The following is a 26,191-nucleotide window of genomic DNA, read 5'->3' as shown; positions in this document are numbered from 1 at the left end:
AAGTTAGTTTATTAAAAAATTTAACACGCTTAGGGTATATGCACCGGACCACCGGACATTCCTGATTTTTTTATCTTTTCAACGGATGTGAGGTAGGTATGGTCAAAATTACCCCGGTGCGTAACGCCAGGGCATTGCGTGCAGCCAAGGAGCGGCGCTGATGTCTAACTTGGCACAAACACCCCCCCAGAGTGATCTGGACGTTGCCCCGCTGTTGTTGCCCGCCAAAGTGCTGCGCAACGACGCCGAGGCCCTGAGCGCCGCCCATGAGCTGGCACAGGCCGCGCGCCTGCAAGCGGCCAGGCGCGATCAGCAACGCAAACTGCCCTGGGCTGAAATCGAACACTTCACCCGCAGCGGCCTGGGCAGTATTTCCATTCCCCGTGAGTACGGCGGCCCGCAGGTGTCCTTCGTGACCCTGGCCGAGGTGTTCGCGATCATCAGCGCGGCCGACCCGGCGCTGGGGCAAATCCCGCAGAACCATTTCGGCATCCTGCACGTGCTGCAAGGTGCGGCCAGCGAGCGCCAGAAAAAGCAGCTGTTCCAGAGCGTGCTGGACGGCTGGCGCATCGGCAACGGCGGCCCGGAACGCGGTACCAAAAACACCCTGGACCTCAAGTCACGCATCACCGCCGAAGGTGACGGCTACGTCGTCAGTGGCCAGAAGTTCTACTCCACTGGCGCGCTGTTCGCCCATTGGGTGGCGGTCAAGGCCTTGAACGATGACGGCAAAGTCGTCATGGCGTTCGTGCGCCGTGGCACCGAAGGCCTGCGTATCGTCGATGACTGGTCAGGCTTTGGCCAACGCACCACCGCCAGCGGCACAGTGCTGCTGGATCAAGTAGCGGTGGACGCCGAACTGGTGGTGGAAACCTGGCGACTCGGCGAAACACCGGGCATCCAGGGTGCAGTCTCGCAATTGATCCAGGCGGCCATCGACGCCGGCATCGCCCGTGGCGCGATCGACGACACCATCAGCTTTGTACGCGAACGCTCGCGGCCATGGATCGACGCCAAGGTCGAACGGGCCAGCGATGACCTGTATGTGATCGCCGATATCGGCAAGCTGAAGATCGAACTGCACGCCGCTGAAGCCCTGCTGCGCAAGGCCGGCCAGGTACTGGACCAAGTCAGCGCCGCGCCGATCACCGCGCAGTCCGCCGCACGCGCCTCGATTGCCGTAGCCGAAGCCAAGGTGCTGACCACCGAGATTTCCCTGCTCGCCAGCGAAAAGCTGTTCGAACTGGCCGGCAGCCGCGCGACCCTCGCCGAATTCAACCTCGACCGCCACTGGCGCAACGCCCGGGTGCACACCCTGCACGACCCGGTGCGCTGGAAGTACCACGCGGTGGGCGCCTATCACCTGAACGGCACTTTACCTGCCCGACATTCCTGGATTTAACCGACCAGACCTCTGGAGAATACGCATGACCCTTTCTCATCACGTCGCGGTTATTACCAGCGATGAACAAGCCCTCATTGTCGCCAGCGACCTGGCCGAAGACTTCCGCCGCGACAGCGCCTTGCGTGACCGTGAACGCCGCCTGCCCTTGCCTGAGCTGGACGTGTTTTCCCGCTCCGGCCTGTGGGGCATCAGCGTACCCAAGGAGTTCGGCGGTGCCGGCGTTTCCAACGTCACCCTGGCCAAGGTCACGGCACTGATTGCCCAGGCGGATGCGTCCCTGGGGCAGATCCCGCAAAACCATTTTTATGCCCTCGAAGTGCTGCGGGTGAACGGCAGCCCGGCGCAGCAAAAACGCCTGTACGCCGAAGTGCTCGCCGGCCAGCGCTTCGGCAATGCGCTGGCAGAACTGGGCACCAAGACCGCCCACGACCGCATCACCAAGATCACCCGCGACGGTGACGGTTTCCGTATCACCGGCCGCAAGTTCTACTCGACCGGCGCGATCTACGCCCAACGTATTCCCACGTCAGTGGTGGACGAAAACGGTGTGCAGCAACTGGCCTTTGTCACCCGTGACAGCGAGGGCCTGAGCGTGATCGACGACTGGAGCGGCTTCGGCCAGCGCACCACCGGCAGCGGTTCGGTGGTGTTCGATAACGTGTGGGTCGCGGCCCAGGACGTGATCCCATTCCAGAGTGCCTTCGAACGCCCGACCACTGTCGGCCCGCTGGCGCAGATCCTTCACGCCGCCATCGACACCGGTATCGCCCGCGCTGCCTATGAGGATGCGCTGCACTTCGTGCGCACCAAGACCCGGCCGTGGATCGACGCCACCAGCGACAAGGCCACCGGAGATCCGCTGACCCTGAAAAGCTTCGGCCACTTGAGCATCCGCCTGCACGCCACCGAAGCCCTGCTGGAACGCTCAGGCGAATTCCTCGACCGCGCCCAGGCCGACAGCAATGCCGACACCGTCGCGGCCGCATCCATCGCGGTCGCCGAAGTGCGCGCCCTCAGCACCGAGATTTCCCTGGCGGCCGGCAGCACCCTGTTCGAACTTGCCGGCAGCCAGGCGACCCTAGCCGAACACGGCCTGGACCGCCACTGGCGCAACGCCCGGGTACACACCCTGCACGACCCGGTGCGCTGGAAGTACTTTGCTGTGGGCAATTACTACCTCAACGATGAAAACCCGCCACTGCGGGGGACTATCTGATGGCGAAGAAAAAGATCCTGCTCAATGCCTTCAACATGAACTGCATCGGGCACATCAACCACGGCCTGTGGACCCATCCACGGGACAACTCGACCCAGTACAAAACCATCGAGTACTGGACCGAACTGGCGCAATTGCTGGAACGCGGGCTGTTCGACGGGCTGTTCATCGCCGACATCGTCGGCGTGTATGACGTCTACCAGAACTCGGTGGACGTGCCGCTCAAGGAGGCGATCCAGCTGCCGGTCAACGACCCGTTGCTGCTGGTCTCGGCCATGGCGGCGGTGACCAAAAACCTTGGCTTCGGCCTGACCGCCAACCTCACCTACGAACCGCCGTATCTGTTCGCCCGGCGCATGTCGACCCTCGACCACCTGAGCCGTGGCCGGGTGGGCTGGAACATCGTCACCGGCTACCTCGACAGCGCCGCCAAGGCCATGGGCCTGACCGAGCAGGTCGAGCACGACCGGCGCTACGACCAGGCCGACGAATACCTGCAGGTGCTCTACAAACTCTGGGAAGGCAGCTGGGAAAACGACGCGGTGATCAACGATCCGCAGGCGCGGGTGTATGCCCAGCCGGAGAAGGTGCACAAGGTCGAGCACAAGGGCGAGTTCTATCAGGTGGAGGGTTATCACCTGTGCGAGCCGTCGCCGCAACGCACGCCGGTGCTGTTCCAGGCGGGCAGCTCCGACCGTGGACTGCTGTTTGCCGGGCGTCACGCCGAGTGCGTGTTCATCAGCGGGCAGAACAAGGCCTCGACCAAGATCCAGGTGGACAAGGTGCGCGCCAGCGCCGTGGAAGCCGGGCGCAACCCGGACGATATCAAGGTGTTCATGGGCCTGAACGTGATTGTCGGCGCCACCGAAGAAGCCGCGTGGGCCAAGCACGCCGAGTACCTGAGCTACGCCAGTGCGGAAGCCGGCGTGGCGCATTTCTCGGCATCCACGGCGATTGATTTTTCACAGTACGAAATCGACGAACCGATCCAGTACGTGAAGAGCAACGCCATCCAGTCCGCGACCAAGAACCTGCAGAACAATGACTGGACCCGGCGCAAGTTGCTTGAGCAACACGCTCTTGGCGGGCGCTACATCACCCTGGTGGGTTCGCCGGCACAGGTGGCGGATGAACTTGAATCATGGATCAGCGAAACCGGCCTGGATGGCTTCAACCTGACGCGCATCGTCACCCCGGAAAGCTACGTCGACTTTATCGAACTGGTGGTGCCGGAGCTGCAGCGCCGGGGCTCGTACAAGACCGCGTATGACACCGGGACGTTGCGGGAGAAAGTCTTCCACCACTCGGCGCACTTACCTGAACAACACACCGGCTCCACCTACCGCCACTGAACCAAAATGTGGGAGCGGGCTTGCTCGCGAAAGCGCTGTATCAGTCGCCGGATGCATTCACTGACACACCGCTTTCGCGAGCAAGCCCGCTCCCACAGTTGACCGAGTTGTTTGCACTCACACCTTATGACTGGAAATCTACTATGAAAAAAACATTGCTCAGCCACCCAGTCAAAGCACTGGCGCTCGCCCTCGGATTGTTCAGCTCGGCGGTATTCGCCGCTGACGCTCCCTTGAAAGTCGGCACCACCGCCGCCTTCGCCATTCCCCTGGAAGCCGCCGTCGAAGAGGCCGGCAAACAGGGTTTGAAAGTCGAACTGGTGGAATTCACCGACTGGATCGCACCCAACGTCAGCCTGGCAGCCGGCGATATCGACGTGAACTACTTCCAGCACATCCCGTTTTTGGAAAACGCCAAGGCCGCTGCAGGCTTTGACCTGGTGCCGTACGCGCCGGGCATCATCAACAACGTCGGGCTGTATTCGAAGAAGTACAAGAGCATCAACGACCTGCCCCAGGGCGCCAGCGTGGCGATTGCCAACGACCCGATCAACAGTGGTCGCGGCCTGCAACTGCTGGCCAAGGCCGGCTTGATCACGCTCAAGCCGGGCGTGGGCTACAAGGCCACTGAAGAAGACATCGTCACCAACCCGAAGAAGATCAAGATCCTGCAAGTCGAAGCCGTGCAACTGGTGCGCGCTTATGACGACGCCGACCTGGTGCAGGGCTACCCGGCGTATATCCGCCTGTCCAAGACCTTCGATGCCGAGTCGGCGCTGCTGTTCGACGGCCTCGACCACCCGGAATACGTGATCCAGTTCGTGGTCCAGCCCAAGAGCAAAACCGACCCGCGGGTGATCAAGTTCGTCGACATCTACCAGCACTCGCCGGTGGTGCGCGCCGCGTTGGATAAATCCCTTGGTAAGCTCTACCAAGTGGGCTGGGAAGATAAAAAATGACCGCCGCCCACTCTCAACTGCGCGACTTGGGCTTGCCGCCCAGGGACGCCGAGCAGACAGAACTGCACCCGGACCTGAACCGCGCGCACGTGCGCTTTATCAACCTGGGCAAGACCTATGACGGCCAATCCGTGCCCGCCCTGCAAGGCATCGACCTGGCGATCCAGCGCGGCGAAGTCTTCGGCATCATCGGCCGCAGCGGCGCCGGCAAGTCGTCGCTGATCCGCACCATCAACCGCCTGGAACAACCGAGCAGCGGCCGGGTATTGATTGACCAGGTGGACATCGGCGACTTCGACGAAGACCGCCTGGTCGCCCTGCGCCGACGCATCGGCATGATCTTCCAGCACTTCAACCTGATGTCGGCCAAGACCGTATGGCAGAACGTCGAACTGCCGTTGAAAGTCGCAGGCGTGCCCAAGGAGCAGCGCGAGAAGAAGGTGCGTGAACTGCTGGAATTGGTCGGTTTGCAGGATAAGCACCAGGCTTACCCGGCCCAGCTGTCCGGCGGGCAGAAACAGCGGGTGGGCATCGCCCGCTCACTGGTGCATGACCCACAGATTCTGTTGTGCGACGAAGCCACTTCGGCGCTCGACCCTGAGACCACGCAATCCATCCTCGGCCTGCTGCGGGAGATCAACAAACGCCTGGGCCTGACCATCGTGCTGATCACCCACGAAATGGCCGTAATTCGCGAAATCTGCGATCGCGTGGTGGTGCTGGAACACGGCCATGTGGTCGAGCAAGGTCCGGTGTGGGAAGTGTTCGGCAACCCGCAGCATGAGGTCAGTAAAACCCTGCTGGCGCCGCTGCAACATGGCCTGCCTGAAGAGTTGCAAAGCCGCCTGCAGGCCAATCCGACCTCAAAGGACGCCGCCGTGGTGCTGCGCTTGCAACTGACTGGCAGTGCCGAAGACGAACCCGATCTTGCTGCGTTGTTCAGCGCCCTCGGCGGGCGCGTGCGCTTGCTGCAAGGCGGTGTGGAACGCATCCAGGGCCACGCCTTGGGGCAATTGCTGCTGGCGGTGAGCGGCTCGTCCCTGACCGCCGAAGAACTGCGCAGCCGCGCCGGGCGATGGGCACAACAGGTGGAGGTGCTGGGCTATGTGGTTTGATCGTTTATTGCAGGGCGCCATCGACACGCTGTTGATGGTCGGAGTGTCGTCGTTGATTGCATTGCTGGTGGGGATTCCGCTGGCGGTGTTCCTGGTGACCAGCGACAAGGGCGGCATCTATCAGGCGCCTGCCTTGAATCGGGTGCTGGGGGCGTTCGTTAACCTGTTCCGCTCGATCCCGTTTTTGATTTTGATGGTGGCGCTGATTCCGTTCACCCGGTTGATCGTCGGCACCACCTATGGCGTGTGGGCGGCGGTGGTGCCGTTGACCATCGCGGCCACGCCGTTCTTCGCGCGGATCGCCGAAGTCAGCTTGCGCGAAGTCGACCACGGCTTGATCGAGGCGGCGCAGGCCATGGGTTGCCGGCGCTGGCATATCGTCTGGCATGTGCTGCTGCCGGAGGCGCTGCCGGGGATTGTCGGCGGGTTCACGATTACCCTGGTGACGATGATCAACTCCTCGGCCATGGCCGGGGCAATTGGCGCCGGTGGGCTGGGGGATATTGCCTATCGCTATGGCTATCAGCGTTTTGACACGCAGATCATGCTCACCGTGATTGTGCTGCTGGTGATCCTGGTAGCCGTGATTCAGTTGGGCGGCGATCGGTTGGCCAGGGTTCTGAACAAGAGGTGAGGTATAGTCGGGCCATCTCAGCGCCCGGTATAACCTGCCATGAAACTTGCCCCCGACGACCTCGACCAGATCACCTCCACCACCCTTGGCCACTACAACAAAGTGGCCGAGGATTTTCGTGAAGGCACCCGCGATCACGATGTGAGCCAGAACATTGATGCGTTGCTGCGGCATATCCAGGGCGACGCACCGTTTACCGTGCTGGATTTCGGCTGCGGGCCGGGGCGGGATTTGCAGACGTTTACCCGCATGGGCCACATCGCGGTGGGGCTCGATGGTTCGGAGCGCTTTGCACAGATGGCCCGGGAAGACAGCGGCTGTGAAGTGCTGCAACAGGACTTCCTGAAGCTGGATTTGCCGGCCGGCCGTTTCGACGGGATCTTCGCCAATGCGGTGCTGTTTCATATTCCCAAGCAGGAATTGCCGCGCATTCTTGGGCAGTTGCATGGGGCGTTGAAGGTCGGTGGAGTGTTGTTCAGCTCAAACCCTCGGGGTGAAAACCAGGAGGGCTGGAATGGGCCGCGGTATGGCTCGTATCACGACTTGCAGGCCTGGCAGGAATTGCTGACGGCTGCGGGGTTTATGGAGTTGGAGCATTACTACCGGCCAGCGGGATTGCCTCGGGAACAACAGCCGTGGCTGGCAAGTGTGTGGCGCAAGCTGTAGGTCTTTGTTGTTTGGGCTTACGCCTTCGCGAGCAAGCCCGCTCCCACATTTTGGAATGCATTCCCCTGTGGGAGCGGGCTTGCTCGCGAAGGACTCACAGCCGCCACTCATCCACCTGATACACCACAGCCTGGGCGCCAGGCACAAAAGCCGTAATACGCCCCTCAGCAAAATTCGCCACCAACCGCGTCCCATCGGCAAACGTGGTCTGCTGCACCTGTTTATCTTCCGTCAGCCAGCGAAAATCGGTCATCGCCTGAGTCGCCAACCGTTCATGCAGCGGCCGGAAGAACGCGTCCTGGCGCTGAATCACCGGCAAGCGCTGCTTCACCGTCGCCGCACTCAGGTGATACAGCGGCGGCACGTTGTAGAGCAGTTGCGTCAGCTCGCTTTCGGCCCGCACGTTGCTCAGTTTCAGGCTGTCGAACAGCCAATGGTGGGTGGTGATCACCGAGCCATGGAACACCGCCTGATACAGCGGCAGGCGCATCGTCGGGTCAAAGTAGACCGTGCGAAACGGCTCTTTCAACGGCACCGACTTGAAGAACACCGCCGGCTGTTCCGGCGGGTACCAAGCCCCGACGTAATACGGCGACTGCTTGTCCTTGGTCATCTCACGATCACCCCAGCCCAGCACCGGCGTTTGCATGCCGTGGGCAAACAGGATGCCTCGGGCGGTGATCGCGTTGCCGTCCTCGGAACCTGCCGGCAACTTCAGCGCCGTATTGATCCAGCGGGCCGCATCGATATTGCCTTCGGCGTTTTGTGCCTGGGTCATGCTCGCACCCGTGCGATAGCTGTCGAACAACATGCTGGTGGCATAGGCGTCGAGGAACCAGGCGTTGAACCCGGACTTGGCCTGCACCGCCTTGATCCGCGCCTCCAGCAACGGCCGCACGCAGCGCGGGTCGGTGTAGTGGCCGGACTTCTGGAAGCCTGTCTTGAGCTGGCCGCCCTTCAACACGATCGCGCACTCGCCATAGGCCTTGCTGCCCAGGTGCGCGGTGGTCCAGTCGGGATTTTCAGTGGCAGACAGTGCCGTTTCATAAGAGTCGTAGGGCGCCATCAGGTAACCGGCTTCGACCCCGGTCTTCACCGCCTCAGGATGCCAGAGCCCGCCTTCCCAGCCTTCGCCCTGGGTCACCAGCAGGCGCTTGAGACCGGCGCCTTTCAGCGCGTTGGTGACGGACAAGGTGTTGCCCCAAGTCTCAGGCGTGGCGCTCAAGGCACCGGCAAAAGCCACGGCCAACTCGCGACGCAGCGCACCATAGCCATCAGCGAGTTGGGTCATATTCGGCTCGGTGGAGGGCTGCCAGCTTTGCCGGGCCTTTGTGTTGATCGCCGCGTTCAGGCCGCGCAGCAGGACAGCCTGCTCATACGGTTGCTTGACCTGCCGAACCTGCGCAGCCTCTTTGTCCAGCAAGCCATTCAATTCAGCCGCCAAGCCTTTGCCGCTGCGTAGCAGCTTGAGCAGTTGCGGCCAGTCGCGCACATCCCCCGGAGCCAGCAGATCATTGCCCCACAGGTAGATATGGCTGGCGCCCAGCAGCTTTTCCGCTTCCGGGGTTTGCCGCAACTTGTCCGCCAACGGTTCAAACAGCCCCTGCTCCACCAGCCACTGGTGATAACGCTTGGCGCCGGCCAGCGGGTCGCTTTCGCCCAGGTGCAACAGAACGGTCATCGGTGCCGCGGGGTCCAGCGTGGTGAATTCATGGAAGGCGGACAACGCCAGTCCTTTGCCGTCGGCCTGCCAGTGCAGACGGTTGTTGTAAGGATTGGTCATCAGCCAGTTGAGGGTAAACGCGCCGTGATCCACGCCCCACAGCGGCAAGCTGAGGTCCTGGGTGGTGTTGACGTCGCCCTGTTCCAGCAGGAAGTCCTGCCACACACCATTGCCCGCCGGCACGTAATGCCCTTCGGCCAGGGGCCAGATCAGGCCCTTGCCCATGGCGCTGGCGGGTTGGCGCAGGATCGCCAACTCACCGGCATCACGGGCGGTAATCGTCAGGGCAAGATCCCGTTGCTCGAGGGTGGCGCTCAGGCGATAGGCGCCATCGTCCCATTGCCAACTGGCCTGACGGGTGCTTTGGGAGAGCTGGTTGACCCTGTGCGCAGGGCCTCCGCTTGAAGCCTGCACGGCGGTCTTGTCGCTGGGGATAACGTGGATCGCAAGGGTCGCCGGGTCGATCTCAACCCGCCACAGGGCGTTCTCCAGCACCGTGCCGGCAAGGGCCACGGGCGACAGTAACAAGCTACAAACCAGCAGGAAACAACGCATGGGGCAGGCCTTGGCAAAGGATCAGGCCCGGAGGGTAAAACAATTGATCGGGTGCGAAGGGCAAAAAAATGTTTCAGGGAACATTCCCACGTCCGTGTAGGAATGTCACCGCTGTGGCCGTCAGGCTTGTTCTTTCTTCGGCTCGCGAATCTTGTACCAGGCCACGTACAGCGCCGGCAGGAACAGCAGCGTGAGCAAGGTGGCGATGATGATCCCGCCGATCATCGCGTAGGCCATCGGGCCCCAGAACACTTCACGGGCGATAGGGATCATGCCCAGGCTGGCCGCTGCTGCGGTCAGCAGGATCGGCCGGCGCCGGTGTTCGGTAGCTTCCACCACCGCGTCCCACGGCGTGTAGCCGTCGCGCTCGTAGGCGTCGATCTGCGTCACCAGGATCACCGAGTTACGGATGATGATGCCGATCAGCGCAAGGATCCCCAGAATCGCCACAAAGCCCATGGGCGTGCCCGTGGGAATCAGCGCCAACACCACGCCAATCAGCCCCAGCGGCGCCACGCTGGCCACCAGGAACATCTTCTGCACGCTGTGCAGCTGGATCATCAGGAAGGTCGCCATCAGGAACAGCATCAACGGCACTACCTTGGCAATCGGGCCCTGGGCCTTGCCGCTTTCTTCCACGGTGCCGCCGGTGGCGACCTTGTAGCCCACCGGCAACCCAGCACTGAACTTGTCGATGTCCGGCTTGAGCTGTTTCACCAGGTCGGTCGGCTGCATGTCGTCGCGCACCGCCGCCTTGATGGTGATGGTCGGCTTGCGGTCGCGACGCCATACCAACGGCTGTTCCAGCTCATAACGCACGGTGGCGAACGCCAGCAGCGGAATCGAGGTGCCGTTGGGCGTGACGATCTGCAGGTTCTGCAAGGTTTCCGGCGTACCGCGTTCGGCATCTTCGGCGCGGCCGACCACGTTGATCAGGTAGATATCGTCATGCACCTGGGTCACCGACGCACCGCTGACCACGCTGTTCATCAACTGCGCCACGTCTTCCGACGACAGCCCCAGTTGCCGCGCCTTGTCCTGGGCGATGTCCACCCGCAGGACTTTGCCCGGCTCGTTCCAGTCGTAGATGATCTCGCCCATGTGGGTATTTTTATCGAGCATGGTCGCCAGTTCGATCGCGTGTTTGCGCACCTGGTCGATGTCCTTGCCAGACACCCGGTACTGGATCGGACGCCCCACCGGCGGGCCCATTTCCAGTGGCTGCACGAAGCTGCCCACGCCGACAAAATCTTCCCGCAGGCGTTTTTGCAGGCGCGCAATCAAGGCGCCGCGCTCTTCCAGGCCCTTGCTGACGATCACCAGTTGCGCGTAGTACGGGTTCTCCAGTTGCTGGTCCAGCGGCAGGTAGAAACGGATCGCGCCCTGGCCGATATAGGTGCTCCAGCGGGCGATGTCCGGGTCGTCCTTGATGATCGCCTCAAGACGGTCGACGGCCTTGCGGGTCTCGTTGATCGAGGCGTTTTGCGGCAGGTTGAGGTCGACGAGAATTTCCGGACGGTCCGAGGACGGGAAAAACTGGTTCTGCACAAACTGCATGGAAAACACCGACGCTACAAACAGCAGCACAGTAATGCCAATGGCCCACCAGCGGTTACGCATCGCCCACAGCATGCCGCCATTGAACGCCCGGCCCACACGGCCCGGCTCGGCATTGTGGGGTTTTACCTTGCTGCTGAGGATATGCACCCCGAGCACCGGCGCGAACAATACCGCGACCACCCACGACACCAGCATTGCCACGGCAATCACCGCGAACAGCGTGAAGGTGTACTCCCCCGCCGAACTGGCGTTGAGGCCAATCGGCACAAACCCGGCGACGGTCACCAGCGTGCCGGTCAACATCGGGAATGCGGTGGAGGTGTAGGCGAACGTCGCCGCCTGCTCCTTGGTCTCGCCTTTTTCCAGGCGCGTGATCATCATCTCCACGGTGATCATCGCGTCGTCCACCAACAGGCCGAGGGCGATGATCAACGCGCCCAGCGACACCCGCTGCATGGTGATGCCGCTGTACTCCATGAACACGAACACCAGCGCCAGCACCAGCGGGATCGAGCACGCCACCACCAACCCGGCACGCACGCCGAGGCTGATAAAGCTCACCACCAGCACGATGATCACCGCCTCGAACAACGCGCTGGTAAAGCCGCCAACGGCCTCCTCCACCACTTCGGCCTGGTCGGAAACCTTGTGCACGCCCACACCCACCGGCAGGTCGGCGGTCAGGTCGTCCATGCGTTTGTGCAGGGCCTTGCCGAAGTCCTGGATGTTGCCGCCCTTCTGCATGGCGATGGCCAAGCCGATGGCGGGTTTGCCGTTGAAGCGGAACATCGGCGTCGACGGGTCGACATAGCCACGGGTGATTTCCGCCACGTCGGCCAGCCGATAGAAACGGTCATTGAGCCGCAGGTTGACGTTGGCCAGGTCCTTCTCCGAGGCGAACTGCCCGGAGGTGCGCACCGAAATCCGCTCCGGCCCGGCCTCGATCACCCCAGCCGGCGTCACCGCGTTCTGCGATTGCAGGCTCTGCACCACCTGGCGCTGATCGATCCCCAACGCTGCGAGTTTGCGGGTAGAGAAATTCAGGTAAATCACTTCGTCCTGCTGGCCGATCATCTCGACCTTGCCCAGCCCCGGTACCGAACGAATTTCGGCGCGCACCTGCTCCACGTAATCGCGCAGCTGGCGCATCGACAGGCCGTCGGCGGTAAACGCGTACACCGAGCCGAACACATCCCCGAACTCGTCGTTGAACGCCGGCCCCTGCAAGCCTTGGGGGAAGCTGCCGCGAATATCGTCGATCTTCTTGCGGACCTGGTACCAGATCTGCGGGATGTCCTTGGCGCTGGTGGTGTCCCGCAGGAACACGAACACCGTGGACTCGCCGGGCCGGGTGTAGCTCTTCACGTAGTCGAGGGAGTCCAGCTCTTCGAGTTTTTTCTCGATGCGGTCGGTGACCTGCTTCAGGGTCTCTTCCTGAGTCGCACCCGGCCAGCGGGTCTGGATCACCATGGTCTTGATGGTGAACGACGGGTCTTCCTCGCGACCGAGGTTCATGTACGAGAACACGCCCATCAGCAGCGCGACGAACATCAGGTACCAGACGAAGGACTGATGCTTGAGGGCCCAGTCGGATAAGTTGAAGCTCCCTTTCATCGCGGGCTGTCCTCGTCGATTTTAACTTTTTGCCCGGGCTTCAGGCTGTTCACGCCGGCACTCACCACCCGCTCGCCGGGTTTGACGCCGGCGTTGAGCAAGGCGCTGTCGGCGTCACGGCTGACGATGGTGACGTCTCGGGGTTGTACGGTCTGGCTTTGGGTGTCGATCACCCAGATGCGGGTCTTGCCGTCGGCTTCCTGCAAAGCGCTGAGGGGCAGTTCGATACGCGGCGCGATGGCTGAACTCAGGGTCACGCTGATGGCGGTGCCAAGGCGGAACGCGGGCGGTGTTTCCGCCAGGGTCAGGCGGGCGCGACGGGTGCGCGTGGCGCTTTGGGCCTGGGGTTCGATCTCGCGCACGGTGGCAGTCGTGCTGATGTTCGGGTCCATTTGCCCGGCGACCAGGAACACCACATCCGGCGGCAGGCGCTCGGCGAGGCCGGCGGGCAAGTCGATGACAGCTTCCTTGATGTCCGGTCGTGCCAGGGTCACCACTTGCTGCCCGGCGCTGACCACCTGGCCGGCCTCGGCATTCCAGGCGGTGACGATGCCTGCATGGTCGGTGCGCAGTTCGGCGTAGTTGAGCTGGTCCTTGGCCTGGTTGACCGAGGCCCTGGCCTGATCCAGGGAAGCCTGGGTGGTTTTCAGGTCGGTCTGGGCGATGTCCAGCTGGGCCTGGGCGCCGACGCCACGGTTGAACAATTCCTGCTGGCGACGGGCATTGGCCTGGGCGTTGATCCACTGTGCCTGGACCCGGGCCAGGTCGCCCTGGGCGGCGCGCAACTGGTTCTGTTGATCGGTGGGGTCGAGCACGGCGAGCAACGCGCCCTGCTGCACTTCAGCGCCCACGTCGACCGCGCGCCGGGCGATACGGCCTGGCACACGGAAACCGAGATTGCTTTCGTAGCGGGCCTGGATCGTGCCGGCGAAGCGGCCGAGGTTTTCCTGGTCCTCGGCTTTCACTTCAATCGACAGCACCGGGCGCACCGGTTCCGGCGCCGGTTCTTCCTTGGAACACGCCATTAACAGAAGGCTGGCGGCGAGCACACACGTCAACTGCTTCATGGCTGCACTCCCTGGGCCTGGGCCTGATCCGGCGGCTGGGCGATTTCCACGATCATGCCGGGATGCAGCAATTGCCCGCCGGCCACCACGACTTTTTCGCCGCCCTTGAGGCCGTCGCTGATGATCACCTTGCCGGTGAGATAACGCGCGACCGTGACCTTGTGCAGTTGCGCCTTGCCGTCGTCGTCCACCAGCCAGACAGCAGGCGCGCTGATGTCTTTGGTCAAGGCTGCCCACGGCAATTCGATGCTGGCCTTGGCCGGCCCGTTGGCCGTGGCGCTGACCACCGAGCCCAGTTGCATGCCCTTGGGCAGTGCGTCGAGGGCGATTTTGACTTGCACCGTGCCGGTATTGGCGGCAACGGCCGGGGTGACTTCGCGCACCTTGCCCACGGCGGTGATCTGCGGATTTTCCAGCAGGCTGACGGTAATCGGTTTGTCCGGCGGCGGCTCCACCAGCAGCGATTCATAGACGTTGAACACCGCGTCGCGCTCGCCATCCCGGGCCAGGCTGAAAATCGGCACGGTGGCCTGCACCACCTGGCCCACCTCGGCCTGGCGGGCGGTGATGATGCCCGGCGCGTCGGCGACCAGCGAGGTGTAGCCCAACTGCTCGCGCGCATTGGCCAACTGCGCCTGGGCGGCGGTCAGCGCGCTCTGGCTGCTGCGCAACGCGGCCTGGGCAGAGTCGTATTCACTGCGGCTGGTGTAGCCCTTGGGCAGGAGTTTTTCCTGGCGCACAAACGCGGCGGCGGTCTGCTTGACCCGCGCCTGCTCGGCAACCACCTGGGCCTGGGCGGAGTCGACATTGGTCTGCAAATCTTTCGGATCGAGCTTGGCCAGCACCTGCTTGGCGCTGACGCGGTCGCCGACATCCACCATGCGCTGGATGATCTTGCCGCCGACGCGGAACGACAGATCGGTCTGCACCCGGGCCTGGATATCGCCGGTCAAGGTCACGGCGGCGGCAAAGTCGGTGGACTTCACCGTCTGCACAAACACCCGGGAATGTTCCTTGGGTTCGGCTTTTTCCTGGCCGCAACCGCTCAGCAGCGCCAGCAGGCCAAGGCCGAGGATAAATGTGAGTTTGGGACCGCCCATGCAGGCTCCTTTTGCGTGATGCCGACGTGCCAGTGTCTATGCGACTGTGAGCTTAGAACAGGGTTCCTTATCTGCATGGAGAATCCCATACTCCAGGGGTTCCCAAACCGATAATTTTTCTCATGCTCAAGACCCTCGCGGTGGCCAATTACCGCTCGATCAACAAATTGGTGGTGCCGCTGGATCGGTTGAACCTGATTACCGGCCCCAATGGCAGCGGCAAGTCCAACCTGTACCGCGCCCTGCGGCTGCTGGCGGAGACGGCCCAGGGCGGCGTGATCAACGCACTGGCCCGCGAGGGTGGGCTGGATTCAACCTTCTGGGCCGGGCCGGAAAGCATCAGTCGGCGCATGCTCAGTGGTGAAGTGGCGGTGGAGCCCATCGTGCGCCAGGGCGCCAAGCGGCTGCGCCTGGGGTTTGCCGCAGAGGATTTCAGCTATGCGATTTCCCTGGGGTTGCCCGAGAAAACCTTGTCCTATTTTTCCCTGGACCCGGAGATCAAGAAAGAATGCATCTGGGCCGGCCACGTGTACCGTCCGGCGAGCCTGCTGGTGCAGCGCTCCGGCCCGATGGTACGTGCCCGCGATGGCCGCGCCTGGGATGTACTGGCCCAGCACACGCCGAACTACCACAGCCTGTTCGATCAGGTCGGCAGCCTGCGGGGTTCGCCGGAGGTATTGCTGCTGCGCGAAAGCATTCGCGGCTGGCGCTTTTATGACCATTTTCGCAGCGACGTCGACGCCCCGGTGCGCCAGCCGCAACTGGGCACGCGTACGCCGGTGCTGCATCACGATGGGCGGGACTTGGCGGCGGCGTTGCAGACCATCCGCGAGATTGGCGACCCGGACGCCTTGCAGCGGGCGATCAGCGATGCGTTTCCCGGCGCGCGGTTGAATATCGAGCCGTTGCAGGGCGGCCGTTTTGCCATCGAGTTTTATCAGGAAGGGTTGCTGCGGCCGTTATCGGCGGCGGAGCTGTCGGACGGGACCTTGCGCTACTTGCTGCTGGTGGCGGCGCTGCTGACGCCGAGGCCACCGACGATGATGGTATTGAACGAACCGGAAACCAGCTTGCACCCGGATCTTTTGCCGGCGTTGGCGCGGCTGATCATTCAGGTGTCGCAGCAGTGTCAGGTGTGGGTGGTGTCCCATGCCAGCCGCTTGATTGCGGCGTTGCAGCAGGATGAAGGGTGTAATTCGATCGTGCTGGAGAAGGTGATGGGGCAGACGCAGGTGGTGGGGCAGCGGGTGCTGGATGAGCCGGCGTGGCATTGGCCCAGCTGATGATCGTTCCCACGCTCTGCGTGGGAACGCATCACGGGACGCTCCGCGTCCCAGCAGCAGACGCGGAGCGTCCAAGGCGGCATTCCCACGCGGAGCGTGGGAACGATCATTGACGGGTCAACCCTGCCACTTCCCGCCTTCAACAATCACGCTTTCCGGCTTGGTGTCATCGCTCAGTTCCTTGCGAACATACTGGTCATACAGCTTGAGCAAATACTTCTCTTCGCCCAACTTCGCCAGCTCGGCATTCACCCAATCCCGCAATTCGATGTTGCCCTTCTTCACCGCCGGCGCAATCGGCGCTTCATCCCCCAGTTTCTGCTCCAGCACACGGTAGCCCGGGTTCTGCTTGGCCCAGCTGAACAACACCAGGTTGTCCTGGGCATAGGCATCACCACGGCCCGCCGACAACGCTTGCAGCGACTCGGAATTTTTCTCGAACTTCAGCAGTTTCCAGTCCGGGTGGTTCTTGGTCAGCCAGATATCCGCGGTAGTGCCGGTGGTGACGATGGTGGTGCGGGTCGCCAGGTCGTCCAGGCTCTTCACCGAGCTGTCCTGCGGCACCAGGGCCTGCACCGCGACTTTCAGGTTCGGGTTGGTGAAGTCCACCGCTTCCTTGCGCTCCGGCGTCACCGTCATGTTGGCGAGGATCAGGTCGACCTTGTCGCTTTGCAGGAACGGAATGCGGCTCGCCGGTTCCACGGCGACGAATTCAACCTTGTTCTCGTCGCCCAGCAGGTCCTTGGCGAAACGGCGGCCGATGTCGGTATCGAAGCCGACATAGCGGCCGGACTCATCCACGAAACCAAACGGCGGCTTGTCGGTGAATACGCCGACGATCAGCTTGTCCCGCGCCTTGATCTTGTCGATGTAGCTCACCGCAGCGGGTGCCGGGGTGGCAGCGGCAGCCGTCTTGGCGGGCTCTTCGGACTTATTGCAGCCGGCCAGCAAAGCGAGGCCGAACAGGGGGAATAACAACTTGGCAGTTTTCATGACAGCTCCAGTTCCTTGGTTCTTTTGGGCAGTGTTGAAACGAAGGAGAACTTCTCCAGGAACTGCTGCGCGCGTGCGGTTTGCGGGTTCGTAAAGAATGCCTCGGGGGTGTTTTGTTCGAGGATGCGGCCGGCCTCCATGAACACCACGCGGTCGGCGACGGCGCGGGCGAAGGCCATTTCATGGGTGACGATCAGCAGCGTCATGCCGTCCCGGGCCAGGCCCTGGATCACTTCCAGTACTTCCTTGACCATTTCCGGGTCGAGGGCGGCGGTGACTTCGTCAAACAGCATGACCTGCGGGTTCATGCACAACGAGCGGACGATGGCGATACGTTGCTGCTGGCCGCCCGACAGCTGGCGCGGGTAGGCGTCGCGTTTGTCGGAGAGGCCCACCCGTTCCAGCAGTTTTTCAGCCTGGGCCCGGGCTTCGCGGGGCTCGCGTTTTTGCACTTTCAGCGGGCCGAGCAGGAGGTTGTCGAGCACGCTCATGTGCGGGAACAGGTGATAACTCTGGAACACCATGCCCACGTCCTGGCGCACCTGGCGCCAGTCGGTGGCCTTGTCCAGCAGCTCCTTGCCGGCAAAACGCAGGCTGCCGCTGTGGGCCACTTCCAGGCCATTGAGGCACCGCAGCAAGGTGCTTTTGCCGCAACCGCTGGGGCCGAGGATCACCACCACTTCGCCGCTTTGCACACTCAGGTCGATGCCGTCGAGCACCTGCTGGTCGCCGAAAAACTTGTTGAAACCCTGGAACTCGATCAATGCGCTCATGCTTGGGCCCAGCGCCGTTCCAGCACCTTGGAGGCGGCCGACAACGGGTAGCAGATAAAGAAGAAAAACAGGAACAGCGCGCCGTAGATCAATACCGACTCGTAGGTGCGCTCGATGATTTGCTGGCCGACCTTGATCACATCCACCACACCGATCAGCACCGCCAGGGAGCTGGTCTTGATAATGCGGGTGTAGACGTTGATGGTCGGCGGGGTCATGCGTTTCAGGGCCTGGGGCAACAGCACGTAACCGTACAGTTGCGGGTCCGACAGGCCAATCGACAGGCCGGCTTCACGCTGGCCACGGGGCAACGAATGCAACGCACCGCGCACCACTTCGCCGACTTCACTGGCACCCCACAGCGACAACACCAGCACGGCGCACCAGAAGCTCGGAATGCTCAGGCCAAAGAAAATCGGCAGGCCGAAGAACAGCAAGTACAACCACACCAACACCGGAATGGCACGGAACAGCTCCAGGTAAATCCGCAGCACCAGGTTGATCGCTTTCGAATTCAACGTGCGCAGTACGCCATACACCACGCCGCCGACGGTGCTGAAGGCGATGCTCAAGAACGAGATCGACAGGGTTTGCGCCGCGCCCTTGCCCAGTTGCGGCAAGGACACCCAGAGTAATTCAAGACCCGAACTGGCCATGCTGGAGCCTCCTTTCAAGGCGGCTGAGCAGCAGCGACAGCGGCAGGAATAACAGCACGCAGATCAACGTGAGCACCGCGAGCATTTCGTAGGTTTTGTAGTAGAGGGCGATATAGCTTTTGGTGGTGTAGAGAATCTCCGGCACCGCCACCGCCGACACGATCGTGGTTTCCTTGAGCAGGAAAATAAAGTTCGCAAACAGCGCCGGCAGGCTGAGGATCCCGGCCTGGGGCAGGATCACATGGCGCAGCAGTTGCCAGTGGGACAGCCCGATGGACTTGCCCGATTCGATCTGTGCCAGCGGCACCGCCTCGACACCGGCGCGCAACACTTCCGTGAGGTAGGCGCCGCCGAGAAAGGTCATGGTGATGATTGCCGCCCAGAACCCGGAGATATTCAGCCCCAGGGCCGGCAACGCGAAGTAGACGAAAAACAGTTGGATCAGCAGCGGTGTGTTGCGCGCCAACTCCACGTACAGCGCCACCAGGCGCCACACGTAGGGCGTGCGAAACACCAGCAGCGCGGCGTTGATCAAGGCCACCAGCATGGAGGTGCCAATGGCGATCAGGCCGACTTGCAGGGTAACGCCCACGGCCTTGAGAAACGCCGGCAGCGTGCTGAGGATAAATGCGTAATCGAAGGTCATCTGAAATCCCTGACGCCGCAGGGGTAAAGCGGCGTTGGTGCGGTCCGGTCCAGCGTGGGTAACGCCGGGTAGCGCCGACTTTAAAGGTATAAAAAGCAAAATTTAAATACCGAAATAGCATATTGATATCACCCAAATAGATAACCTGCGGATTCGCGGTGCAGATGGATGACAGCTACTGTTCCCGGGGAAGTAGGAAGGGTCTTTTTATCGGAGCTGCACTTCAGGGATAGGCAGCGCGTGGCCAGACTGACGGCTAACCAACAGGCGAGGGAATGAGCGATGAACGAGGCAAAACCGATTGATCCGCAGGAACTGGTGAAGTGGCTGGTGGCGCTACGCAGGGCCATTAACAGTCGAAATATCTGAGCTGACACAGTCCCAAATGTGGGAGCGGGCTTGCTCGCGAATGCGGTGTATCAGTCAGCAGATGTGTTGGCTGACCCACCGCATTCGCGAGCAAGCCCGCTCCCACATTTCGATTGTGTTCCAGCCATAAAAAACGCCGACGCTGTAGAAGCCGTCGGCGTTTAAACCTTGAAGGAGGTTTTTGGGTTCGATCAGAACGCCGGCACGACCGCACCGTTGTATTTCTTCTCGATGAAAGCTTTCACTTCAGGGCTGGTCAGGGCTTTGGCCAGCTTCTGGATCGCGTCGCTGTCCTTGTTGTCCGGGCGGGCAACCAGGAAGTTCACGTACGGCGACTTGGCGTCTTCGATGATCAACGCGTCCTTGGCCGGGTTCAGGCCGGCTTCCAGGGCGTAGTTGGTGTTGATCAGGTCCAGGTCAACCTGGTCCAGGACGCGTGGCAGCAGCGCCGATTCCAGCTCTTTGAATTTCAGGTGTTTCGGGTTGCTGGCGATGTCTTTCGGCGTGGCCAGGGCGTTGGTCGGGTCTTTCAGGGTGATCACGCCAGCCTTTTGCAGCAGCAGCAGGGCACGGCCGGAGTTGCTGCCTTCGTTCGGGATGGCCACGGTGGCGCCATCTTTGAGCTCAGAGATGTTTTTGATCTTTTTCGAGTAGCCGCCGAAGGGTTCAACGTGCACACCCACTACGGTGACCAGGTTGGTGCCTTTACCCTTGTTGAAGTTTTCCAGGTACGGCAGGGTCTGGAAGTAGTTGGCGTCCAGACGCTTCTCGGCCACCTGTACGTTCGGTTGTACGTAGTCGGTGAAGACTTTGATTTCCAGGTCCACGCCTTCTTTGGCCAGGGTCGGCTTGACCAGCTCAAGGATCTCGGCGTGCGGGATCGGGGTAGCGGCTACCACCAGTTTCTCGTTGGCCTGGGCGAAGCTTGCGGTCAGGGCAGCCGCCAGTGCGGTAAACAACAGAACCTTTTTCATGCAGTGTCCTTATCGAAAATCCGGGTCGTCTGGGACGGCCGCTTTTTTAGTGGATGCCAGCGAAGTGCTATCGCGGCGTGGAGCGGACAATACCGAGGTTTTTTATTCCAGAACAATACTTTTTATTCACTTTGATATTCCATTTTGCTCATGCAGGAGCCCGTCTTGCCGGCGATGGCGGTCTTGAGCCTTGCGATGCTCCTGAGGACGCCATCGCCGGCAAGCCGGGCTTCTACAAAACAGCGTGTTCTTTCAGATAGCTTTTCAGGGCTTCAACCTCGGCGGCGCTGGCGTGGCCAAGAATTCGCCGCACCTGCTCCACAGGTGAACCCGCCACGGGCAGGTTCAAATGCTCAGGCAAAATCTCGTCGCCACTGCTGACCAGCAAGGCAAAGTGAATCACGTTCTCCAACTCCCGGGTGTTGCCCGGCCAGCTGTGATGCTCCAGCACGCGCTGGGCTTCGTCGCTGATCAGCGGCACCGGCAGGTCGAGGCGCTGGCTGTAGATGCCGAGGAAATATTCGGCCAGTGACAGGATGTCGCCCACCCGCTCGCGCAGTGCGGGCAGCTCCAGTTGGCCTTCGCTGAGGTAGTGGAACAGGCGCTCATGAAACTTGCCGGCCGCCACGGCCTGGGCGAGGTCGATGCTGGTGGCCGCCACTAGCCGCACATCCACCGGGCTTGGCTGATGGGCGCCGACGCGAGTGACTTCGTGGTTTTCCAGCGCCGCCAGCAGCTTGACCTGGATTGGCAGCGGCAAGTCGCCGATTTCATCCAGGTACAACGTGCCGCCGTTGGCTGAGCCAAACCAGCCGGCGCGGCTGCTGGCTGCGCCGCTGTGGCTGCCTGCGGCGTAGCCGAACAGTTCGGCGTCGGCGTATGTCGGGCTGATGGCGCCGCAATTCACCGAGACAAACAGGCCGGTGCGGTCGCTGCCACGGTGGATATGCCGGGCGAGCAACTCCTTGCCGCTGCCGGTTTCGCCGCGGATCAACACGGGCAAGGCACGGGGGGCGAGGTTTTCGAGGTCTTCACGCAGTTGCCGCGAACGCGGGTCGACAAACACCAGTGCCTTGGCACGAATGCTCAGGGGGCTTTTTTCGGCGTCGGGGAAGGTCAGCAGGGGCTGACCGAAGGTTTCATGCAGGCTCATGGCAGGCTCCCGCCCCATCCACGAAGGGGAAGGGGCGTTTAAAAAATTTTATGCACGGCGCCGGGAGTGATGTTCCAGGCGATTTTGCAGGCGATAGAGGTAGGCGAAACCCTGTTCCCAGCGTTGATGGCCGGACTTCACGTTGATGTGCCCGGCGCCCGCGAGAATTCCCGCTTCGGCGCCCCAGTTACGTGCCAGTTCCAGGGCGCGGGTGGCGCTGACGGCGCTGTCGTTGTCGGAGCTGACGACCTGGCTTGGGAAGGGCAACAGGTGGCTGGGGATTGGCGCAAAGTTACGCAGGGCGGGTGCGCAGGCAGGGCGTTCGACATCGGCCGGGGCCACCAGCAGGGCGCCGCGTACCTGACGCAGGAATTGCACCGGTGCGGTGGCCGCCCAATGGGCGACGGTGATGCAGCCCAGGCTGTGGGCGATCAGAATCACCGGGGTGCTGTCGGCGGCGATGGCTTCGGCCAGGGCGGCCACCCAGTCTTCGCGGCGTGGGGTGAGCCAGTCGGCCTGCTCCACGCGCGCGCTGTTGGGCAGGCTGTTCTGCCAATGACTTTGCCAATGATCTTCTGGCGATCCTTGCCAGCCCGGCACGATCAGATAACGAATCGACTCGCTGTGCATGGGTGTGCCCTCCTGCAGCGTTTAACGTTGTGGGTCAGTATAGGCACGGGGTATATATTCGTTAAGGAATAAGAAGCTATTTATTAATAACCAAAATGCTTGTTGAGAGTGATGGGGGTTTAGGGGGATGGGGGTACATATCCGTTTCTTCGGTTATGGCCGCTATTGGTTCCGCTCTTACAGCGGCTCACTTTTGAAGAGCGCAAAAGTAAGCAAAACGCTCTTGCCCCACCACTCGGCACCTCGCCTAGGCTCGGTGTGCCCTCACTCCGGCTTTGGACCGTGGGCCGCCGCGATGGGCCATCCTTGGCCCGGAGCGGGTAAACCGGCAGGACGCCGGTTTAGCCGCGCCGGGCCATGGATGGCCTGTCGCGGCGGCCCGCGGAACCGGGCCGGAGTGCGGGCATGCCGAGCCTAGGCGAGGCACCGAGTGGTGGGGCAAAGACCTTTTGGTTACTTTTGGGGCGTTTGCCAAAAGTGACCCGCTGTAAGAGCGGAACCATAAGCCGCCGTTACCTAAATAATGGATATGTACCCAGCCCCCCAAAACCACAGCCCAAAAAAAAGGCCGCACCCTGCCAAGGAGACGGCCAAAAAAATTGTCGAGGCATTTGAAACTAACGTGCAGTAATCACCGACAGCTTGGTAATCCCCGCCCGCTCGATCGACGCCATGGCTCGCGCCACTTCGCCATAGTTCACTCCATCATCAGCCTGCAGTTGCACCCGCACATCCGGGTCCTTGGCCTTGGCCGACTGCAAGTTGAACTCCAGCAAATCCGGCTGGATTTCATCCTTGTTGATAAACAGTTTGCCGGCCGCATCAATGCTCACCACCAGCGGGTCCTTCTGCTCCACCGGGGCCACGGCCTCGGTCTTGGGCAAGTTGATCGGAATCGCATTGGTCAACAACGGCGCCGTGACGATAAACACCACCAGCAGCACCAGCATCACGTCCACCAGCGGCGTAACGTTGATCTCGCTCAGCACCTCATCACTGTCTTGCGTGGAGAAGGCCATCTCAGGACGCCTCCTTCACTTTTTGCGCGCCACCCTGGGCACCGGCCTTGCTCAGCGTCGGGTGCAGCAGCACGCGGAAGGAGTTCTTCTGCGCCAGGCTGTAGAAGTCGTGGGCGAAGTCGTCCAGGTCAGCAGCCGTGAGCTTCAGGCGACGCAGGAAGTAGTTGTAGACCAGCACCGCCGGCACCGCGACGGCAATACCCACACCCGTGGCAACCAGTGCCGCACCGATCGGCCCGGCCACGGTTTCGAGGCTGGCGGAACCGGCGGCGCTGATGCCTTTCAGGGCTTCCATGATCCCCCACACAGTGCCGAACAGGCCGATAAACGGCGAGGTGCTGCCGATACTCGCAACCACGGCCAGGCCGGTTTCCAGGGAGCGGCGCTCACGCACGATCTGTTGGCGCAAAGCGCGTTCAAGACGGTCCTGATGGTTGATCGCCTGGCTCAGGTCAGCAGCGTGTGGCGCCTCACCCACCTGGATCGCGGCGTAACCAGCCTGGGCCACACGAGCGGCGGCGCCGGGTTTGGTTTCGGCCAACTCAGCGGCCGAGTCCAGACTGGATGCCGCCCAGAACTGTTTGTGGAACTTGCGATCCTGGGACTTGAGGCGGCCGAACTGGACGCCCTTGAGCAGGGCCAGGCCCCAGGTAGCGACCGAAAAGACCACCAGCAGCCAGATCACCGCGCTTTCGATGGATTCAGTTGGAGATGCTAATGCCATGATGTTTTCCCTCTGTGCAGGTCGCGATGTGTCCAACACACCGCCTCCCAATAATTAATGAATCTTGAAATCGATCGGTACGCTGACCCAGCCGTCCTGAGCCACATCACCCTGCTTGGCCGGTACAAAACTCCAGCGCTTCACGGCAGCCAGTGCGGCTTCGTCGAGTTGCTGGCGACCACTGCTTTTCTGAATCTGGATCTCACCCGGCTTGCCGGTGGCCAATACATGCACCCGCAACAGCACCGTGCCTTCCCAACCCCGGCGCTGGGCCAGTGACGGGTATTCCGGCGCCGGGTTCTTCAGGTACGCGGCGTTGGCCGAGGCCGGTGTGACCGGCGCGGGCGCAGGCGGTGCCGGCGGTGCTGGAGCCGGTGGCGCGGGTACAGGCGGCGCGGGCGGCTGCTCGGCTACCGGTTTCGGTGCGGGCTTGGGCACAGGCTTTGGCACCGGCTTGGGTTTCGGAATCTTTTTCGGCGCCGGCTTGGCGGCCAATTCATCAACCACCGGCGGCGGTGGCTCGACAACCGGTGGCGGCGGCGGTGGCGGTACAGGCGGCGGCGGCTCCACAACCGGCGGAGCCGGCTGGGAAAATTCGATCGTCATCGGCGGGATTTCCGGCGGCACAATCGGCAGCACCGGGGTTGGCTTCTGGCTGACCCAATAGATCACCGCGCCATGCAAGGCCAGCGCGAGAATCCCCAACAGGATCGCTTCACGCCGACTCAACACACCCTTCGGGGTTTTCTGCGTACGCAACTGCCCCAACGGCGCGCGATGCGGCCGGCCAAGGTCGACCAACTCACCACCCGGTGCGTGGCGCCACTGCGCCTCTTGTGCACTGGCGGCGGTCTGGACATTGCCCATTGATTAACTCCCCTGCGGTCTTAAGCAAAAAAACCGACGGGCCTGCCTTGGCGGCCGTCGAGGGCTGAATCATCGGGGGCAGACGCTTATCTCTTAAAGTAATCTTTAAAGTTATAGATAGATCTAAATTGAATAACCGAAACATCCGGATACGCCGAAGCCACGTCCTGCGCGGCCTGGCGCCGAGGGGGAAAATCTCAATGCTTTTGAGGCATACAAAATATTCACTGAAGGCATGGCTCAGCGTGGATTACCGGCACACAAATCCTGCAATTGGCGTAGCAACGCCTGCCCGGCCGCACCAAGGCCGTTACGGCCATACAGCGCCAGCCGCACGCCCTGCACCGCAGGCAAACCGCTGTCCGCGCCCAACACCACGTGCCCGGGCTGCACCACCCGCACCGGCAACAGGCTGATCCCCAGCCCCGCCGCCACCGCCGAACACACGCTGGCCAGGCTGGCGCTGGAATAACCGATGCGCCAGCGCCAGCCGCCCACCTCCAGGTGATGCAGCATTTCATTGCGGTACAGGCCGCCGGCGGGAAACGCCACCAACGGCAGCGGATCACGTCCCAGGGACGGCGAACTGCGGCTGTCGACCCAACACAACGGCTCCGGCCAGGACACCAGGCAGTCATCGCTGTCACCCATTTGCTTGACCAGCAGCACGTCGAATTCACCGCCGCGATAATCCCGCAACAATTCCGGCCCCAAGCCGCTGGTGACCTCCAGGCGCACCCGGGGATAAGCCTGCACAAACGCCGACAGCAACGGCATCAGGCGCTCGGCCGCAAAGTCCTCGGGCACCGCCAGGCGCAACACGCCATCACTCTGCTGATTGATCAGCACGTCGGCCGCCTCTTCGTGCAGCGCCAGGATGCGCCGCGCATACGCCAGCAAGCGCTCGCCCTCCACCGTGGCCACCACGCGGCGCTGATCCCGGTCGAGCACCTGGCTACCCAGTGCATCTTCCAGGCGGCGGATCTGTTGGCTGACCGTGGACTGGGTCAAGTGCAGCCGCTCGGCCGCGCGGGTGAAATTGCCGCAATCGACGACGGCAACAAAGCTGCGCAACAACACAGGATCGAACATGGGCTCACCATTCCATTTGCCACTGATTGGCATGGTTATATTTAAT

Annotated in this window: 23 protein-coding genes; 8 read left to right on the top strand and 15 right to left on the bottom strand. The window is 62.1% G+C overall.

The annotated features are described in order from the left end of the window. Positions 1-160 precede the first annotated feature (160 nt). The 7 genes from C0058_RS01125 (at position 161) to C0058_RS01095 (ending at position 7,347) form a co-directional block, all read left to right on the top strand. Positions 161-1,402, top strand: a complete 1,242-nt coding sequence (locus C0058_RS01125) for an SfnB family sulfur acquisition oxidoreductase (RefSeq protein ID WP_008435817.1) — start codon at positions 161-163, stop codon at positions 1,400-1,402. 25 nt (positions 1,403-1,427) lie between these two features. Continuing rightward, positions 1,428-2,621 (top strand): SfnB family sulfur acquisition oxidoreductase, encoded by a 1,194-nt coding sequence (locus C0058_RS01120; protein ID WP_102367885.1) that lies wholly within the window; start codon positions 1,428-1,430, stop codon positions 2,619-2,621. Beyond that, positions 2,621-3,973: an LLM class flavin-dependent oxidoreductase gene (locus C0058_RS01115; protein WP_102367884.1), complete on the top strand. Its 1,353-nt coding sequence runs from the start codon at positions 2,621-2,623 to the stop codon at positions 3,971-3,973. Before C0058_RS01120 ends, C0058_RS01115 begins: the two co-directional genes overlap by 1 nt. Before the next feature lie 143 nt (positions 3,974-4,116). Next, a complete protein-coding gene (locus tag C0058_RS01110) occupies positions 4,117-4,932 on the top strand; it encodes a MetQ/NlpA family ABC transporter substrate-binding protein (RefSeq protein WP_003211844.1) in 816 nt (271 codons plus the stop codon). Continuing rightward, positions 4,929-6,047 (top strand): methionine ABC transporter ATP-binding protein, encoded by a 1,119-nt coding sequence (locus C0058_RS01105; protein ID WP_102367883.1) that lies wholly within the window; start codon positions 4,929-4,931, stop codon positions 6,045-6,047. The genes C0058_RS01110 and C0058_RS01105 overlap by 4 nt, the downstream gene beginning before the upstream one ends. After that, on the top strand, positions 6,037-6,681 hold the full coding sequence (locus C0058_RS01100; protein WP_003211840.1) for a methionine ABC transporter permease: 645 nt from the start codon (positions 6,037-6,039) through the stop codon (positions 6,679-6,681). Before C0058_RS01105 ends, C0058_RS01100 begins: the two co-directional genes overlap by 11 nt. 39 nt (positions 6,682-6,720) lie before the next feature. Further along, a complete protein-coding gene (locus C0058_RS01095; RefSeq protein WP_008435824.1) occupies positions 6,721-7,347 on the top strand; it encodes a bifunctional 2-polyprenyl-6-hydroxyphenol methylase/3-demethylubiquinol 3-O-methyltransferase UbiG in 627 nt (208 codons plus the stop codon). A 94-nt stretch (positions 7,348-7,441) separates the two neighbouring features. Here C0058_RS01095 and C0058_RS01090 read toward each other — a convergent pair whose 3' ends face one another. From C0058_RS01090 to C0058_RS01075, 4 genes are all read right to left on the bottom strand, one after another. Then, positions 7,442-9,625, bottom strand: a complete 2,184-nt coding sequence (locus C0058_RS01090) for a glycoside hydrolase (protein WP_102367882.1) — start codon at positions 9,623-9,625, stop codon at positions 7,442-7,444. Positions 9,626-9,745: 120 nt separating this feature from the next. Next, positions 9,746-12,799, bottom strand: coding sequence for an efflux RND transporter permease subunit (locus tag C0058_RS01085; protein ID WP_087692737.1), 3,054 nt, complete (start codon positions 12,797-12,799; stop codon positions 9,746-9,748). Then, a complete protein-coding gene (locus C0058_RS01080) occupies positions 12,796-13,866 on the bottom strand; it encodes an efflux RND transporter periplasmic adaptor subunit (RefSeq protein WP_102367881.1) in 1,071 nt (356 codons plus the stop codon). Before C0058_RS01080 ends, C0058_RS01085 begins: the two co-directional genes overlap by 4 nt. Beyond that, positions 13,863-14,966: an efflux RND transporter periplasmic adaptor subunit gene (locus C0058_RS01075; protein ID WP_003211832.1), complete on the bottom strand. Its 1,104-nt coding sequence runs from the start codon at positions 14,964-14,966 to the stop codon at positions 13,863-13,865. The genes C0058_RS01080 and C0058_RS01075 overlap by 4 nt, the downstream gene beginning before the upstream one ends. Before the next feature lie 122 nt (positions 14,967-15,088). Here C0058_RS01075 and C0058_RS01070 point away from each other — a divergent pair, with 122 nt between their 5' ends. Then, a complete protein-coding gene (locus C0058_RS01070) occupies positions 15,089-16,249 on the top strand; it encodes an AAA family ATPase (RefSeq protein WP_102367880.1) in 1,161 nt (386 codons plus the stop codon). A gap of 117 nt (positions 16,250-16,366) precedes the next feature. Here the strand turns inward: C0058_RS01070 and C0058_RS01065 are convergent, their stop codons facing one another. From C0058_RS01065 to C0058_RS01005, 11 genes are all read right to left on the bottom strand, one after another. Beyond that, positions 16,367-17,242, bottom strand: a complete 876-nt coding sequence (locus C0058_RS01065) for a transporter substrate-binding domain-containing protein (RefSeq protein WP_008435828.1) — start codon at positions 17,240-17,242, stop codon at positions 16,367-16,369. Further along, positions 17,239-18,015 carry an amino acid ABC transporter ATP-binding protein gene (locus C0058_RS01060; RefSeq protein ID WP_003211829.1) on the bottom strand — a complete coding sequence of 259 codons (777 nt, stop codon included), beginning with the start codon at positions 18,013-18,015 and terminating at the stop codon, positions 17,239-17,241. The genes C0058_RS01065 and C0058_RS01060 overlap by 4 nt, the downstream gene beginning before the upstream one ends. Beyond that, positions 18,012-18,671 (bottom strand): amino acid ABC transporter permease, encoded by a 660-nt coding sequence (locus tag C0058_RS01055; protein ID WP_008435829.1) that lies wholly within the window; start codon positions 18,669-18,671, stop codon positions 18,012-18,014. Before C0058_RS01055 ends, C0058_RS01060 begins: the two co-directional genes overlap by 4 nt. Next, positions 18,652-19,317 carry an amino acid ABC transporter permease gene (locus tag C0058_RS01050; protein WP_003211825.1) on the bottom strand — a complete coding sequence of 222 codons (666 nt, stop codon included), beginning with the start codon at positions 19,315-19,317 and terminating at the stop codon, positions 18,652-18,654. Before C0058_RS01050 ends, C0058_RS01055 begins: the two co-directional genes overlap by 20 nt. A 560-nt stretch (positions 19,318-19,877) precedes the next feature. Next, positions 19,878-20,660 (bottom strand): MetQ/NlpA family ABC transporter substrate-binding protein, encoded by a 783-nt coding sequence (locus tag C0058_RS01045; protein ID WP_003211822.1) that lies wholly within the window; start codon positions 20,658-20,660, stop codon positions 19,878-19,880. 232 nt (positions 20,661-20,892) lie between these two features. Beyond that, entirely contained in the window at positions 20,893-21,813 is a 921-nt protein-coding gene (locus tag C0058_RS01035) for a sigma 54-interacting transcriptional regulator (protein ID WP_003211821.1), read from the bottom strand. A gap of 48 nt (positions 21,814-21,861) precedes the next feature. Next, on the bottom strand, positions 21,862-22,443 hold the full coding sequence (locus C0058_RS01030; protein WP_003211820.1) for an alpha/beta hydrolase: 582 nt from the start codon (positions 22,441-22,443) through the stop codon (positions 21,862-21,864). Between the two features lie 617 nt (positions 22,444-23,060). Beyond that, a complete protein-coding gene (locus C0058_RS01020; RefSeq protein WP_003218118.1) occupies positions 23,061-23,462 on the bottom strand; it encodes a biopolymer transporter ExbD in 402 nt (133 codons plus the stop codon). Between the two features lies 1 nt (position 23,463). Then, positions 23,464-24,189: a MotA/TolQ/ExbB proton channel family protein gene (locus C0058_RS01015; RefSeq protein ID WP_085984637.1), complete on the bottom strand. Its 726-nt coding sequence runs from the start codon at positions 24,187-24,189 to the stop codon at positions 23,464-23,466. Positions 24,190-24,240: 51 nt separating this feature from the next. Beyond that, entirely contained in the window at positions 24,241-25,053 is an 813-nt protein-coding gene (locus C0058_RS01010; protein ID WP_003218120.1) for an energy transducer TonB, read from the bottom strand. 240 nt (positions 25,054-25,293) lie between these two features. Beyond that, on the bottom strand, positions 25,294-26,145 hold the full coding sequence (locus tag C0058_RS01005; RefSeq protein ID WP_008433713.1) for a LysR family transcriptional regulator: 852 nt from the start codon (positions 26,143-26,145) through the stop codon (positions 25,294-25,296). Positions 26,146-26,191 lie beyond the last annotated feature (46 nt).

Source organism: Pseudomonas sp. NC02 (genome assembly GCF_002874965.1).
In the GTDB taxonomy this organism is placed as follows: domain Bacteria; phylum Pseudomonadota; class Gammaproteobacteria; order Pseudomonadales; family Pseudomonadaceae; genus Aquipseudomonas.
Note: the sequence above shows the minus strand (reverse complement) of the source record. Positions and strands in the feature narration are given on the sequence as shown.